This window comes from Synechococcus sp. MU1655 (assembly GCF_023630655.1).
GTDB lineage: Bacteria > Cyanobacteriota > Cyanobacteriia > PCC-6307 > Cyanobiaceae > Synechococcus_C.
In genome coordinates, this window is record NZ_JAKUHK010000037.1 from 1 (window position 1) to 12,076 (window position 12,076).

Sequence of the window (12,076 nt, forward strand, 5' to 3'; positions counted from 1 at the left end):
GCCGTCCGTGATGTTTTCACGCCTTCCCGATCAGTACCGCTCCGTCGTCCAAGACTTGGTCATGAGCCTTCATGCCCTTGCCTCAAGCCTGCAAAAACAAGAGATCGTTGCCACCTGCTATGGCTGCGATGAGGGAGATGGCCGCGACGGCAACACCGCATCGTTCGTAGCCGAACTCGGCGATCAACATCTCGTGGGTTTTCTAGTGTCCGACTTCGGGATCAGTTGGGTCGAATCCCGCAATGGACGAGAACTCGTGAAATTTGAGGGTGCAGAAGCCATTCAGGAACTTCAACGAATCGCCAGCTCCATACAGGAGCGCTCCACAACGGGCAGCACCCCTGAAATTGCGAGCCGCTAAGCGGCTCCATCAGCGACTGACTTTTTAACTGTGTCAGCAGTTTTAGCCGAAGGCTTGGCAGCAGCTGAGCGGGCTGCAGCAGCCAAAGGGCGCATCGAATTCGACGTCACCTCCGATCCTTCGGTCAACTTTTGACGCACCAGCACTTCGATGGCGTCCTTGGCCTCAGGGTTTTGCTCGAGCCAACCGATGGTGTTGTCACGGCCTTGGCCAATGTTGTCGCCCTCATAGCTGTACCAGGCCCCTTTGCGCGTCACCACACCGGTTTCCTCGGCCAAGTCGAGAACACAACCGAGTGTGCTGATCCCACGCCCAAACAAAATGTCGAACTCAGCAATGCGAAACGGAGGTGCCACCTTATTTTTCGCCACTTTCACCTTCGCCCGAATGCCGTACTCCTCAGTGCCACGCTTGAGGGTTTGGATCCGACGAATATCAAGCCGTACCGAGGCGTAGAACTTGAGCGCATTGCCGCCAGTTGTGGTCTCCGGATTGCCATAGGTCACTCCGATCTTCAGTCGAAGCTGGTTCAGGAAAATCACCGTGCAACCGGACTTACCAATGTTGCCAGTGATCTTGCGCATCGCCTGGCTCATCAAGCGAGCTTGGGCTCCAACAGCCAAATCCCCCATCTCTCCCTCAATCTCCGCTCTTGGCGTCAGCGCAGCAACAGAGTCGACCACCACAATGTCGACCGCAGCAGAACGAACCAGCTGATCGACGATCTCAAGCGCCATCTCACCCGTATCCGGCTGGGAGACCAGCAGATTCTCGATATCGACGCCGAGAGAGGCCGCATAAACAGGATCAAGGGCATGCTCAGCATCAACAAATGCCGCCACTCCTCCACGCTTTTGGACCTCAGCGATGGCATGAAGGGTGAGCGTGGTCTTACCTGAACTCTCAGGCCCGTAGACCTCAACCACTCGCCCCTTGGGATACCCCCCGCCAAGGGCGAGATCAAGAGTGAGGGCCCCCGTAGAGATGGTTTCCACCCGCATTCGGGAGGCATCCCCCAAACGCATGATCGAGCCCTTTCCAAAATTTCGCTCGATTTGACCGAGCACAAGGTCTAAGGCCTTGTCCCTCTCGCCCGGACGGGAATCTCCTGCAGAGGATTGAGCGGCTTTCACGTCGGCTGGCATAGCAATGAACAGTTAAGGAGCAAACAGGTGCCGCAGGTCGCCAATTCAGCCGGCGGGAGCTCCGCAAACTGAAGTCGAATCAACACTGGACAGATCATCCAGTGCCCGGCCCGGCGCCACTTGTCTCATCTAGTACACATGTACGTTATCGAATCAGAGCCAGATCGCCAAGGGGGATGCAAATTTGCTGGTCGAGAGCAAATCAAGTCCATCAGGCAAACCCTCTCGGTCCGCCGGACGCAGATAACCCCAATCGGCCAAAAAGCACTTCAGCCCTTCAAGCCCAGGTGTCTCCAACACAGCTTCAAGAGTCGCCCGACGATCTTCCACAAAACCCTTCAGCGCCCATTCGCGGCACAAGTGAAGTAACACCTCAGGCTTTGGGCCGGACTCTCTGCCATCAAGGCGCATGGGGCGAAGCTGAAAAGCCTCAAGCAACTCAGCCGTGAAATCACGCCCTTTCGTTGTGAGCACAGACCAAGCCACACCCTCGTCCTCCAAGCGCGACAAACGCTCAGGCACCCCATCAAATGGCCGATGCAATGCCACCCAGCCAGCACGATCGTCAGACACGGCCTGACGACGAACCCGCTCAAGGGAGTCTTGTAGCTGCGAAGAGTGCCATCCAAACCGATCGAGACCAGCTCGAAGCTGTTGGTCATAGTCAGCGGCGAAAGCATCAACACCAAGACGCTGAAAGGGTCCGTCTGACTCTTGAAGCAATGCAGCGATCAGAACCATCTCCCAGCCGTGATGCACCCAGGGGCGCAAGTGACGAAAACTGGTCGGTGTTTGCTCCGGCAATAACACCCCCTGAAGCAGGGATCGACAAGCTGCTCGAGAACTCGACCAGTATTCATCCATCCCGTCGAGGATCACCCCGTCGAAATCGAAAACGAGGAGGGGTTGCAACGACACCGGGAATCCGGAAAAACTGGGCCGCTAGGATTCGAACCTAGGAATGGCGAGACCAAAACCCGCTGCCTTACCGCTTGGCGACGGCCCATTGACTCCAGCTCAGCATCACCAAACTGATGATCCCTGCTAGCGCATACATAGTTACCCACAACATAGTGACCTTCGTCAATCCACCTCTCACAACGAATCCCTGATTCAGGGTGGAAACACTCTCAATCGCCGCTGGCCACTCGTGCCATACACATCGCTGCGAAGGCGGTAGCGAGTCACAAGGTCTGCTTGCATTTGGCGCACGTCTTCGGTGCGAGGAAGAAGCTCCACGGGACGGCCTTGCGGAACCACCACCTGCTCGATGGCCAGACGGCATTCCTCCAGAGCGGCAGAGGCGTCGGACTGATCACCATCACCATCACCACAGTCCGCTGAGTCTCGATGGGGCAAATCACTATCTCGGCGCATCAACAAACGCTCCAATGCCCTCTCCACTTGGGGAAGAGTGTCGGATTTAATCACCAAAATCGGCACGCCAGCTTCTCTCGCTTGACGACGGAGTTCAGGTTGACGACCGAGTCCTTGGCGAACGCTCAACACCACATCAGCCTGCACGAGATCATCCACCGCCTGAACAGACCAGTCATGACGTCGAACCGCTTCATCAAGACGTTGCTCGCTCAGACCACAACAAAGGACCTGAAACATCTTGGAAGGCGCCTGAGACGGCTTCAGCTCTAACTGCGCAGAACCCATTCCTACGGGTTGCAATGAAGTGGGCTCAAGGGGGTTTGGTAACGGAACCGGCGCCAAGGATGGGCGCCTTAGGAGCGAGGTAGACAACTGGGGTTCAACCCGAAGAACGCGTCCATCTGCAGCCATCTTCCGCTCTTCAGGACTGGGCACTTGGCCGCGTAGCAATGCATCAACCGCCCTTCCCACCTCTCGATACACAGCCCAGCGACTGCGGCTGTGCATCTCCACGGCCATTGAAAAAGTGGGTTCAGCCGCCCGTTCGAGCACCGTTTTCTGGCTGCGTCGACGGCGAGCCTCATCGTCGCCAAGGGTGACGGATTCAATGCCACCAATGAGGTCGCACAAGGTTGGATTTTTAATGAGGTTGGACAGGGCATTTCCGTGCGCTGTCGCCACCAAGGTCACCCCCCGTTCAGCAATCGTGCGGGCTGCACGCGCTTCCAATTCGGTGCCGATTTCGTCAATAACGATCACCTCGGGCATATGGTTTTCCACTGCCTCAATCATCACTTGATGCTGAAGCTCTGGCCGAGCCACCTGCATGCGCCGCGCTCGACCAATGGCGGGATGGGGGATATCACCATCCCCCGCAATTTCATTGCTGGTATCAATCACAACGACACGCTTTCCCAGGTCATCGGCAAGAACGCGAGCGATCTCGCGTAAGGCCGTGGTTTTACCGACACCGGGCCGGCCCATCAGCAGCAACGATTCACCACTATCGAGAAGATCGCGCACCATCGCCACCGTCCCAAAAACAGCACGCCCTACTCGGCAGGTCAGACCCACGACCTCACCTCGACGATTACGAATGGCACTGATGCGATGCAAGGTTCGCTCAATGCCCGCCCTGTTGTCGGAACCAAACTGGCCCAGACGTTCCACCATGGCCTGCAGATCAGCATGGGTCACGCTGGTGCTTCCGAGAGCGGTGGACCAACCGGAATAACGAGCTTCAGGAACACGTCCAAGGTCGAGCACAACCTCAAGAAGTTGATCTCTTGACTCCGTTGAGGCCAACGAGGCTTGGAGCTCTGCAGGAAGCAAAGAGACGAGTCGGTTTAAGTCGTCGGTAATGCGCTCGGTCGTCATGGCTCACTCGGCCAACAGTCGGACCGCAAACATTCATAGCAAGAGGAACACTGGGTCGGTGTCCGATCAGCTACGACGCAACCAAGGCGCAATCAACGTGCGAGCAGCTCGAAGTGACTGAGCCCAGCCATCCGGCCAGTCGCGCAAACGACATCCCCGGTCTTGCGCCGCTTGAAAAAAGGGTTGAACGAGGGTCCTGGCCACCCCACCAAAAGCAACACCAGCAGGTCCCATCGCCCTGCCGTCTTGTAAGAGCAAACCAAGTGTTGCTGTGTTGGTTCCACCGGCCAACTGCAATGGACCGGGCGGTGCCAAGCGATGGAGCCGCTCCCACAGACCAACTGCTGCCCGGGCAGTTCCAACGCCAAGATCTCCACTCATGGGACGACCATCAAGCTGCCAAAGCGGGCGTTGTTGAAACGCACGCAAGGCCTGATGGCGCTGCCACAGTTCCTTGGAAAGCGACTCCACCGTGACCTGATGGCCTTCAAGGCCACAACTCACGGACAGCCGCCGAAGGGGAACATCGGCAAGACGAACCTGTTCAAGAGTGGCCTGAAAAGCATTCAGGCGACCGGGGGCCGTGTGTATTTCCAAAGCATCGGGACGTAAGTCGTGAAGCAGAGAAGCCAAATCATTCAGGCCCACCCGACGATCCAAGGATTGGATCAGTTGGGGCGGGCAGGCAGGCCAACAGCGACCGCACCCGTAGCAAAGCTGTTCATCAACCCCTACAGAGGCACGGATGGCATCGGCTGGACAGACCCGCTCACAAGGCCGCGAACAATCGGGAGGGCAAAGGCCTGGATCGAAAACTGCCTTACGGAAATGGGCATCATGTCCATCACTCACACTCACCATCAACCAGGGGCGGCGCCCTATGCGCTCCCAGGCCCAATCGAGTCCTTCGCGGGCAGCACGCACAACAGCAAGATCAGCTGCCACATCCACGCAATGAACTCCTGCGACCGCAAAGAGCGCACAAAGATCGCCGATGGTCGCCAAGTCTTGATTACTGGCGCCACAAATCAACTTGACCCAGGATCCGTTCGCCAGAGCCAGCTCTCCGGCATCCGCTCTCTGAGGAGCAGCATTCACAGTGAGATTCAGTTGCTCAAAAGCTTCTTCATGGGTTGCCAGCGAAGGCTTCGAGCGCCACCCATTTCCACAACCACTTTTAAACGGGGCTCACGGCGACAAAGATCACACAGTGCCGACAACTCGGAGCGGGATAACACCTGACCTTCAAGAAGCCATAGGACAACAGGCTTAGCCCCCAACATCAACTCACCGAGCAGTGGCATCACCTCCTGGACCTCGCCCACAGCGGCACCACGGCCAACACTTTGATGTCCAAGATGGGGGGGGCGGATCCCATGTTTTTGAAACAAAAACACCTCTGGATCGCCCAAACCGCGGGCAGACGAAAGCTGTGTGCGGTAGCCAGCACCACGCAATCGGCGTAACAAACGCGTTTCAGCACCACCCTCGAGGGGCGCAAAAACTGCCATACAACCTGCCGACTCCAGCTCACGGCGGAAACCACGACCAGACAGCAGCAGCGGCATGAAATTGGATCGAATAACGAGATTCTGGCAGTTAAACGTCGTCAGTTAGGGACTTGATCGCAATGCTGTAGTGTCTTTGTTTGCACTGTTGAACTGTGCCCGTCCGCTAGCCGGGCCTCCAGATCGCAGAGCAGGTTCGGCGTATGCGCCGGATCCCCAGGCCAGCGCCGTCTCATCAATTCGTTGGTGTGACTGCCGAGAAACTCACCGAGCAATCCTTTGCACGGAAAGTCTCAGCCAGCTGATTCGCTCGCTAGCTCCAACCCGCCTTCTTCTTCGCCACGAGCGAGACGATGACGGTCATGACTGCGTTAATACGATCAGCGCCCTCTCAGGCCTCTTCATTCCTTTAGTGAATAAGCGGTTGTTCACGCTGGCGTTCTTACCTCCATGTCTATCGGCATTCTTGGGAAGAAGTTGGGCATGTCCCAGTTCTTCGACGAGCAAGGCAAAGCCGTTCCGGTCACATTGATCGAAGCGGGTCCTTGCCGCATCACCCAGCTCAAAAGTTCAGAAACTGACGGCTACCAAGCCGTACAGATCGGTTTTGGCGAGATTCGCGAAAAGCTGATCAACAAACCAGCGAAAGGTCATCTCGCCAAATCTGGCGAGGACCTCGTTCGTCACCTCTGTGAATATCGCGTCGACGACCTCGATGGGATTCAGTTAGGTGGCGCCGTCACCGTCGGTGACTTCGCGGCTGGTCAGAAAGTAGACGTCAGTGGCGACACCATGGGTCGTGGCTTTGCTGGTCTGCAAAAGCGCCATGGTTTCAGTCGTGGGCCAATGACGCACGGCTCCAAAAATCATCGCCAACCCGGTTCAATCGGTGCCGGCACTACGCCAGGCAGGATTTATCCAGGCAAACGGATGTCCGGTCGCTACGGCGGCAAAAAAATCACAACCCGTGGTTTGACGATCCTGAAAATTGACAGCGATCGCAACCTTCTCGTGGTGAAAGGTTCTGTTCCGGGCAAACCTGGTTCACTGCTGAACATCCGTCCCGCAAACCGGGTGGGCGCCAAGCCCGCTAAAGGAGGTAAGTGATGGCTAATTGCATCGTTCGCGATTGGCAAGGGAAAGAAGCTGGCAACGCAAGCCTTGACTTAAAGGTTGCGAAAGAAGCCAGTGCCCTTGATCTGATGCATCGCGCAGTGCTGCGTCAGCAGGCCCACAGCCGTCAAGGCACCGCAAGCACCCTCACTCGATCAGAGGTGAGAGGTGGTGGACGCAAGCCTTACAAGCAAAAAGGTACGGGCCGCGCGCGTCAGGGTTCCGTCCGCACTCCACTGCGTCCAGGTGGCGGCATCATTTTTGGACCCAAGCCCAGGTCTTACAACCTTGCGATGAACCGCAAGGAACGTCGTTCAGCCCTTCGTACTGCGCTGATGGCGCGTATTGAGGATTTAGTGGTGGTGAAGGATTTCGCAACCACTCTGACGACTCCGAAGACCAAAGAGATCATCGATGCTCTGGGGAGACTTGACGTTTCCGCCACGAGCAAGGTTTTGATCATCCTCACCAATCCCTCCGAAGCGGTGCGCCGCTCTATTCGGAACTTGGAAACCGTGAAGTTGATCGCAGCCGACCAACTCAACGTCTTCGATCTGCTCCACGCCAACAAGCTGGTTGTGGGCGAGGACGCACTCGCAAAGATTCAGGAGGTCTACGGCGATGACTGAGCGCTTCACCGGACGTCTGGCCGATGTGATCCGCCGCCCGCTGATCACTGAAAAGGCCACCCGTGCTCTGGAACAAAACCAGTACACGTTTGAGGTGGACCATCGAGCCGCCAAGCCCGACATCAAGGCTGCAGTCGAACAGCTCTTCGATGTCAAGGTCACGGGCATTAGCACCATGAATCCTCCACGCAGGAGTCGTCGCATCGGCCGTTTTGCCGGTAAGCGCGCTCAAGTGAAGAAAGCAGTGGTGCGTCTGGCCGAGGGCAACTCCATCCAACTCTTCCCTGAGTCCTGAGGGGGCTGAATCGTCATGGCAATTCGTACTTTCCGCCCCTACACCCCCGGTACCAGAACCCGGGTAGTCACAGACTTCAGTGAAGTCACCGGCCGCAAGCCGGAACGCTCCTTGGTGGTGTCGAAACACCGCCGCAAAGGACGCAACAATCGTGGTGTGATCACCTGCCGTCATCGCGGAGGTGGTCATAAGCGCCAATACCGCTTGGTCGACTTCCGTCGCAACAAGCATGGCGTCACCGCCAAGGTGGCTGCAATCCACTACGACCCACACCGCAATGCGCGGTTGGCCCTGCTTTTTTACGCTGATGGCGAAAAGCGTTACATCCTGGCTCCGGCTGGGATCAGCATCGGCCAAACAGTGGTGTCAGGCACTGAGGTGCCGATCGAGATCGGCAATGCCATGCCGCTCTCAGCCATCCCACTCGGTTCAAGCGTTCATTGCGTTGAGCTTTATGCCGGACGCGGTGGTCAGATGGTTCGAACCGCAGGAGCAAGTGCTCAGGTCATGGCCAAAGAGGGCGATTACGTCGCCCTCAAACTCCCCTCCACTGAGGTCCGCCTTGTGAGGCGTGAGTGCTTCGCCACTCTTGGCGAAGTGGGCAACGCTGAAATTCGCAACACCAGCTTGGGCAAAGCTGGTCGCCGCCGTTGGCTGGGGCGTCGTCCTCAGGTCCGAGGCAGCGTGATGAACCCTTGCGATCACCCTCATGGTGGTGGTGAAGGCCGTGCACCCATTGGGCGCTCGGGACCTGTCACCCCTTGGGGCAAACCCGCTTTGGGCCTCAAAACCCGCAAGCGGAACAAGCCCAGCAACAAGTTCGTCCTCCGGAAACGTCGCAAGACGTCCAAGCGGAGCCGTGGCGGACGCGATTCCTGATGTCACTCACCGCTTTGCAGTTCGCTTAATCCGCCATGGGACGTTCTCTCAAAAAAGGCCCATTTATTGCTGACAGCCTTCTTCGCAAGGTTGAAAAGCAAAACGCGGCTGACGACAAGTCAGTCATCAAGACGTGGTCCAGGGCCTCCACAATTTTGCCGATGATGATCGGCCATACCATTGCCGTTCACAACGGCAGAACCCACGTACCAGTCTTCGTGACTGAGCAAATGGTGGGGCACAAATTGGGTGAATTCGCACCCACACGCACCTTTAAGGGCCACATCAAAGACAAGAAAGGAGGCCGCTGAGACCATGACAACGTCATCCCCAACGGCAACCACTGCCCAAGCGCACGGCCGCTTCATTCGCGGCTCCGTTTCCAAGGTGCGTCGTGTACTCGATCAAATCCGTGGCCGCACCTACCGCGACGCGCTGATCATGCTCGAGTTCATGCCCTACCGCTCAACCGGTCCGATCACGAAAGTGCTTCGCTCCGCCGTAGCCAATGCCGAGCACAACCTTGGACTTGACCCAGCAACCTTGGTCATTTCCCAGGCCAGCGCTGACATGGGTCCATCCATGAAGCGGTACCGGCCCCGCGCTCAAGGTCGCGCCTTCGCGATCAAAAAACAGACCTGCCACATCAGCATTGCTGTGGCAGCTCAGACCGACTCCTGACCCCCCGAGCACACCGTCTGAATGGGACACAAAATCCATCCAACCGGCTTACGCCTGGGGATCACCCAGGAGCACCGGTCACGCTGGTACGCATCCAGCAAAAGTTATCCCGCCCTCTTGCAAGAGGACGATCGAATTCGCAAGTTCATCCACAAGAAGTACGGCTCAGCCGGCATCAGCGATGTGCTGATCGCCCGCAAAGCTGATCAACTTGAGGTTGAGCTCAAAACAGCGCGCCCCGGTGTGCTGGTTGGTCGTCAAGGCAGCGGAATTGAAGATCTTCGCAGCGGCATCCAAAAAACCGTTGGTGATTCGAGCCGTCAGGTCCGGATCAACGTGGTTGAAGTGGAGCGTGTGGATGCTGACGCATTCCTTCTGGCTGAGTACATCGCTCAGCAACTCGAGAAACGCGTGGCATTCCGCCGCACCATCCGCATGGCCGTACAGCGCGCTCAACGCGCCGGCGTCCTTGGCCTGAAAATCCAAGTCAGCGGACGCCTGAATGGTGCTGAAATCGCACGTACTGAATGGACTCGTGAAGGACGTGTGCCCTTGCACACCCTTCGCGCCGAAATTGATTACGCCACCAAAGTGGCCAGCACGACCTATGGCGTTCTGGGCATCAAGGTTTGGGTCTTCAAGGGAGAGGTTTTGAGCGACGACTCCCAGCAGCAGATCCCGGTGGGAGCGAATCCCCGCCGTCGGGCCGGTCGGAGGCCCCAACAGTTCGAAGACCGCTCAAACGAGGGTTGAACCGGAGGCCTAAATCATGCTGAGTCCCAAAAGAGTCAAATTCCGCAAACAACAGCGAGGTCGCATGCGCGGCGTCGCAACTAGAGGCAACACCATTGCCTTTGGTCAGTTTGCGTTGCAAGCCCAAGAATGCGGCTGGATCACTTCGCGTCAAATCGAAGCCAGCCGCCGTGCCATGACCCGCTACGTCAAACGTGGCGGAAAAATCTGGATTCGAATTTTTCCTGACAAGCCCGTCACCATGCGCCCCGCCGAAACCCGAATGGGTTCAGGTAAGGGCAACCCAGAATTCTGGGTTGCTGTGATCAAGCCCGGCAGGATTCTGTTTGAAATGGGCGGTGATGAAATCACCCCTGCGATTGCGAAGGAAGCAATGCGCCTTGCGCAATACAAGCTCCCTCTAAAAACCAAGTTCATCACTCTCGATGAACAGGAACAGCCAGCCGGCACTAACGCTGCTGCCTCTTCAACCGTGGAGTCCTGACCATGGCACGTCCTACTGCTACAGATCTGCGCCAATTGTCTGACGCAGATATCACTGATCAAATCGACGGCCTCCGCCGCGAATTGTTCGAACTCAGATTCCAGCAGGCCACCCGCCAGCTGGGCAACACGCACCGCTTCAAGGAGAGCCGTCTCAAACTGGCTCAGTTGCTGACGGTGCAATCGGAGCGCAAGCGCTCCGCTGCTTCCTGATCCTTAAGGAGAACCTTCCATGGCACTCAAAGAAAGGGTCGGCACCGTCGTCAGCGACAAGATGGACAAAACGGTGGTTGTGGCGGTGGAGAACCGCTTCCCCCACCCCATCTATCAAAAGACGGTCAGCCGCACCACCCGCTACAAAGCCCACGACGAAGACAACGCTTGCTGTGTTGGTGACCGTGTCCGGATTACCGAAACGCGTCCACTCAGCCGCCACAAGCGCTGGGCGATTGCTGAAGTCCTCAGTCAAAGCCCCAAAGCTGAGGAGGTGTCTAAATGATTCAGCAGGAAACATTCCTCACTGTTGCTGACAACAGTGGCGCCAAACGCATCCAATGCATTCGTGTTCTCGGCACCAATCGCCGCTATGCACACGTTGGTGACGTGATCGTTGCCACCGTCAAAGATGCGATGCCAAACATGGGTGTCAAAAAGTCGGACATCGTCAAGGCCGTTGTGGTTCGAACCAAAGCCACCATGCGTCGAGATACTGGGAACTCCATTCGTTTTGATGACAACGCAGCCGTGATCATCAACGACGACAAAAATCCCAAAGGCACTCGGGTCTTTGGACCTGTTGCCCGTGAATTGCGTGAACGCAGTTTCACCAAAATCGTGTCCCTCGCTCCGGAGGTGATCTGAAATGGCTACCGCAACATCCAAATCTGCCCCAGCTGAGCGCATCAAGATGCGTCTTCGTAAAGGTGACACCGTTCAGGTGATTGCAGGTAAAGACAAAGGCAAAACAGGAGAAGTCCTGCGCACCTTGCCTAACGAAAACCGAGTGATCGTGGAGGGACTCAATATGAGAACTCGTCACGTCAAGCCCACACAGGAAGGTGAAACTGGACGAATTGTCACTGAAGAAGCATCACTGCATGCTTCCAACGTGATGTTCTATTCCACCGCCAAAAAGGTTGCCAGTCGTATTGAACTGATTACCGAAAAAGACGGCAGCAAAAAGCGCCGCCTTAAGAAAACAGGCGAAGTGATCGACTGATCACCTCAATTGCTCTTCTGACCAAGCCCAGAAGTCCTTTCCCCCAGCCATGTCACTAAAACAGCGCTATCGGGAGACCATTCAGCCAAAATTGCTGAAAGATTTGAGTCTCTCCAACATTCATGAAGTTCCCAAGGTGCTGAAAGTCACCGTTAATCGCGGACTCGGCGAAGCAGCCACCAATGCAAAGTCCCTCGAGGCTTCGGTGAACGAATTGGCCCAAATCACTGGCCAAAAAGTTGTTATTACCAGA

19 protein-coding genes and 1 tRNA gene are annotated in these 12,076 nt (G+C 56.7%); 14 read left to right on the top strand and 6 right to left on the bottom strand.

Annotated elements, in window-relative coordinates:
• Positions 1-10 precede the first annotated feature (10 nt).
• The gene (locus NCN04_RS03270) at positions 11-361 is read left to right on the top strand and encodes a DUF1815 family protein (RefSeq protein ID WP_250395174.1); all 351 of its coding nucleotides are present in this window, start codon (positions 11-13) and stop codon (positions 359-361) included.
• On the opposite strand, the gene recA is transcribed toward NCN04_RS03270, so the two are convergent.
• From recA to NCN04_RS03300, 6 genes are all read right to left on the bottom strand, one after another.
• A complete protein-coding gene (recA, locus tag NCN04_RS03275; RefSeq protein ID WP_048347914.1) occupies positions 358-1,506 on the bottom strand; it encodes a recombinase RecA in 1,149 nt (382 codons plus the stop codon). The two genes, NCN04_RS03270 and recA, sit on opposite strands and share 4 nt — an antisense overlap.
• A gap of 153 nt (positions 1,507-1,659) precedes the next feature.
• Positions 1,660-2,424, bottom strand: coding sequence for an HAD family hydrolase (locus NCN04_RS03280; protein ID WP_250395170.1), 765 nt, complete (start codon positions 2,422-2,424; stop codon positions 1,660-1,662).
• A gap of 16 nt (positions 2,425-2,440) precedes the next feature.
• A tRNA-Gln gene (locus tag NCN04_RS03285) sits at positions 2,441-2,512 on the bottom strand.
• A gap of 107 nt (positions 2,513-2,619) precedes the next feature.
• Positions 2,620-4,263 carry an AAA ATPase domain-containing protein gene (locus NCN04_RS03290; RefSeq protein WP_250395171.1) on the bottom strand — a complete coding sequence of 548 codons (1,644 nt, stop codon included), beginning with the start codon at positions 4,261-4,263 and terminating at the stop codon, positions 2,620-2,622.
• A 66-nt stretch (positions 4,264-4,329) separates the two neighbouring features.
• Positions 4,330-5,361: a Light dependent period protein LdpA domain-containing protein gene (locus NCN04_RS03295; RefSeq protein WP_250395172.1), complete on the bottom strand. Its 1,032-nt coding sequence runs from the start codon at positions 5,359-5,361 to the stop codon at positions 4,330-4,332.
• Positions 5,362-5,369: 8 nt separating this feature from the next.
• Positions 5,370-5,831 (bottom strand): NAD(P)H-quinone oxidoreductase subunit N, encoded by a 462-nt coding sequence (locus tag NCN04_RS03300; protein ID WP_048347910.1) that lies wholly within the window; start codon positions 5,829-5,831, stop codon positions 5,370-5,372.
• A 390-nt stretch (positions 5,832-6,221) separates the two neighbouring features.
• Here NCN04_RS03300 and rplC point away from each other — a divergent pair, with 390 nt between their 5' ends.
• The 13 genes from rplC to rplE all read left to right on the top strand — a co-directional run.
• Positions 6,222-6,878: a 50S ribosomal protein L3 gene (gene rplC, locus NCN04_RS03305; RefSeq protein WP_048347909.1), complete on the top strand. Its 657-nt coding sequence runs from the start codon at positions 6,222-6,224 to the stop codon at positions 6,876-6,878.
• The gene (gene rplD / locus NCN04_RS03310) at positions 6,878-7,513 is read left to right on the top strand and encodes a 50S ribosomal protein L4 (RefSeq protein WP_048347908.1); all 636 of its coding nucleotides are present in this window, start codon (positions 6,878-6,880) and stop codon (positions 7,511-7,513) included. Before rplC ends, rplD begins: the two co-directional genes overlap by 1 nt.
• Positions 7,506-7,808, top strand: a complete 303-nt coding sequence (locus tag NCN04_RS03315; RefSeq protein ID WP_011618397.1) for a 50S ribosomal protein L23 — start codon at positions 7,506-7,508, stop codon at positions 7,806-7,808. Before rplD ends, NCN04_RS03315 begins: the two co-directional genes overlap by 8 nt.
• Before the next feature lie 15 nt (positions 7,809-7,823).
• A complete protein-coding gene (gene rplB, locus NCN04_RS03320; RefSeq protein ID WP_011618396.1) occupies positions 7,824-8,687 on the top strand; it encodes a 50S ribosomal protein L2 in 864 nt (287 codons plus the stop codon).
• Positions 8,688-8,722: 35 nt separating this feature from the next.
• Positions 8,723-8,998: a 30S ribosomal protein S19 gene (rpsS, locus tag NCN04_RS03325; protein ID WP_006854824.1), complete on the top strand. Its 276-nt coding sequence runs from the start codon at positions 8,723-8,725 to the stop codon at positions 8,996-8,998.
• 4 nt (positions 8,999-9,002) lie between these two features.
• Entirely contained in the window at positions 9,003-9,368 is a 366-nt protein-coding gene (gene rplV, locus NCN04_RS03330) for a 50S ribosomal protein L22 (RefSeq protein WP_048347907.1), read from the top strand.
• A gap of 21 nt (positions 9,369-9,389) precedes the next feature.
• Complete coding sequence (gene rpsC, locus NCN04_RS03335; protein WP_011618394.1) at positions 9,390-10,121, top strand: 30S ribosomal protein S3; 732 nt, start codon at positions 9,390-9,392, stop codon at positions 10,119-10,121.
• Positions 10,122-10,137: 16 nt separating this feature from the next.
• Positions 10,138-10,605, top strand: coding sequence for a 50S ribosomal protein L16 (gene rplP / locus NCN04_RS03340; protein ID WP_048347906.1), 468 nt, complete (start codon positions 10,138-10,140; stop codon positions 10,603-10,605).
• Between the two features lie 2 nt (positions 10,606-10,607).
• On the top strand, positions 10,608-10,817 hold the full coding sequence (gene rpmC, locus NCN04_RS03345; RefSeq protein WP_048347905.1) for a 50S ribosomal protein L29: 210 nt from the start codon (positions 10,608-10,610) through the stop codon (positions 10,815-10,817).
• A 19-nt stretch (positions 10,818-10,836) separates the two neighbouring features.
• Positions 10,837-11,103 carry a 30S ribosomal protein S17 gene (gene rpsQ / locus NCN04_RS03350; RefSeq protein ID WP_048347904.1) on the top strand — a complete coding sequence of 89 codons (267 nt, stop codon included), beginning with the start codon at positions 10,837-10,839 and terminating at the stop codon, positions 11,101-11,103.
• Positions 11,100-11,465 (top strand): 50S ribosomal protein L14, encoded by a 366-nt coding sequence (gene rplN / locus NCN04_RS03355; protein WP_006854818.1) that lies wholly within the window; start codon positions 11,100-11,102, stop codon positions 11,463-11,465. Before rpsQ ends, rplN begins: the two co-directional genes overlap by 4 nt.
• A gap of 1 nt (position 11,466) precedes the next feature.
• Positions 11,467-11,823 carry a 50S ribosomal protein L24 gene (gene rplX / locus NCN04_RS03360; RefSeq protein ID WP_048347903.1) on the top strand — a complete coding sequence of 119 codons (357 nt, stop codon included), beginning with the start codon at positions 11,467-11,469 and terminating at the stop codon, positions 11,821-11,823.
• A gap of 49 nt (positions 11,824-11,872) precedes the next feature.
• On the top strand, positions 11,873-12,076 hold a 204-nt coding region (rplE, locus tag NCN04_RS03365; protein ID WP_250395173.1), incomplete at its 3' end, for a 50S ribosomal protein L5.

Excerpts from the sequence above, each read along its gene's own strand:
- NCN04_RS03270 (WP_250395174.1), top strand. The coding sequence starts at position 11 with ATGTTTTCACGCCTTCCCGATCAGTACCGCTCCGTCGTCCAAGACTTG.
- recA (WP_048347914.1), bottom strand. The coding sequence starts at position 1,506 with ATGCCAGCCGACGTGAAAGCCGCTCAATCCTCTGCAGGAGATTCCCGT.
- NCN04_RS03290 (WP_250395171.1), bottom strand. The coding sequence starts at position 4,263 with ATGACGACCGAGCGCATTACCGACGACTTAAACCGACTCGTCTCTTTG.
- NCN04_RS03300 (WP_048347910.1), bottom strand. The coding sequence starts at position 5,831 with ATGCCGCTGCTGCTGTCTGGTCGTGGTTTCCGCCGTGAGCTGGAGTCG.
- rplC (WP_048347909.1), top strand. The coding sequence starts at position 6,222 with ATGTCTATCGGCATTCTTGGGAAGAAGTTGGGCATGTCCCAGTTCTTC.
- rplD (WP_048347908.1), top strand. The coding sequence starts at position 6,878 with ATGGCTAATTGCATCGTTCGCGATTGGCAAGGGAAAGAAGCTGGCAAC.
- NCN04_RS03315 (WP_011618397.1), top strand. The coding sequence starts at position 7,506 with ATGACTGAGCGCTTCACCGGACGTCTGGCCGATGTGATCCGCCGCCCG.
- rplB (WP_011618396.1), top strand. The coding sequence starts at position 7,824 with ATGGCAATTCGTACTTTCCGCCCCTACACCCCCGGTACCAGAACCCGG.
- rpsS (WP_006854824.1), top strand. The coding sequence starts at position 8,723 with ATGGGACGTTCTCTCAAAAAAGGCCCATTTATTGCTGACAGCCTTCTT.
- rplV (WP_048347907.1), top strand. The coding sequence starts at position 9,003 with ATGACAACGTCATCCCCAACGGCAACCACTGCCCAAGCGCACGGCCGC.
- rpsC (WP_011618394.1), top strand. The coding sequence starts at position 9,390 with ATGGGACACAAAATCCATCCAACCGGCTTACGCCTGGGGATCACCCAG.
- rplP (WP_048347906.1), top strand. The coding sequence starts at position 10,138 with ATGCTGAGTCCCAAAAGAGTCAAATTCCGCAAACAACAGCGAGGTCGC.
- rpmC (WP_048347905.1), top strand. The coding sequence starts at position 10,608 with ATGGCACGTCCTACTGCTACAGATCTGCGCCAATTGTCTGACGCAGAT.
- rpsQ (WP_048347904.1), top strand. The coding sequence starts at position 10,837 with ATGGCACTCAAAGAAAGGGTCGGCACCGTCGTCAGCGACAAGATGGAC.
- rplN (WP_006854818.1), top strand. The coding sequence starts at position 11,100 with ATGATTCAGCAGGAAACATTCCTCACTGTTGCTGACAACAGTGGCGCC.
- rplX (WP_048347903.1), top strand. The coding sequence starts at position 11,467 with ATGGCTACCGCAACATCCAAATCTGCCCCAGCTGAGCGCATCAAGATG.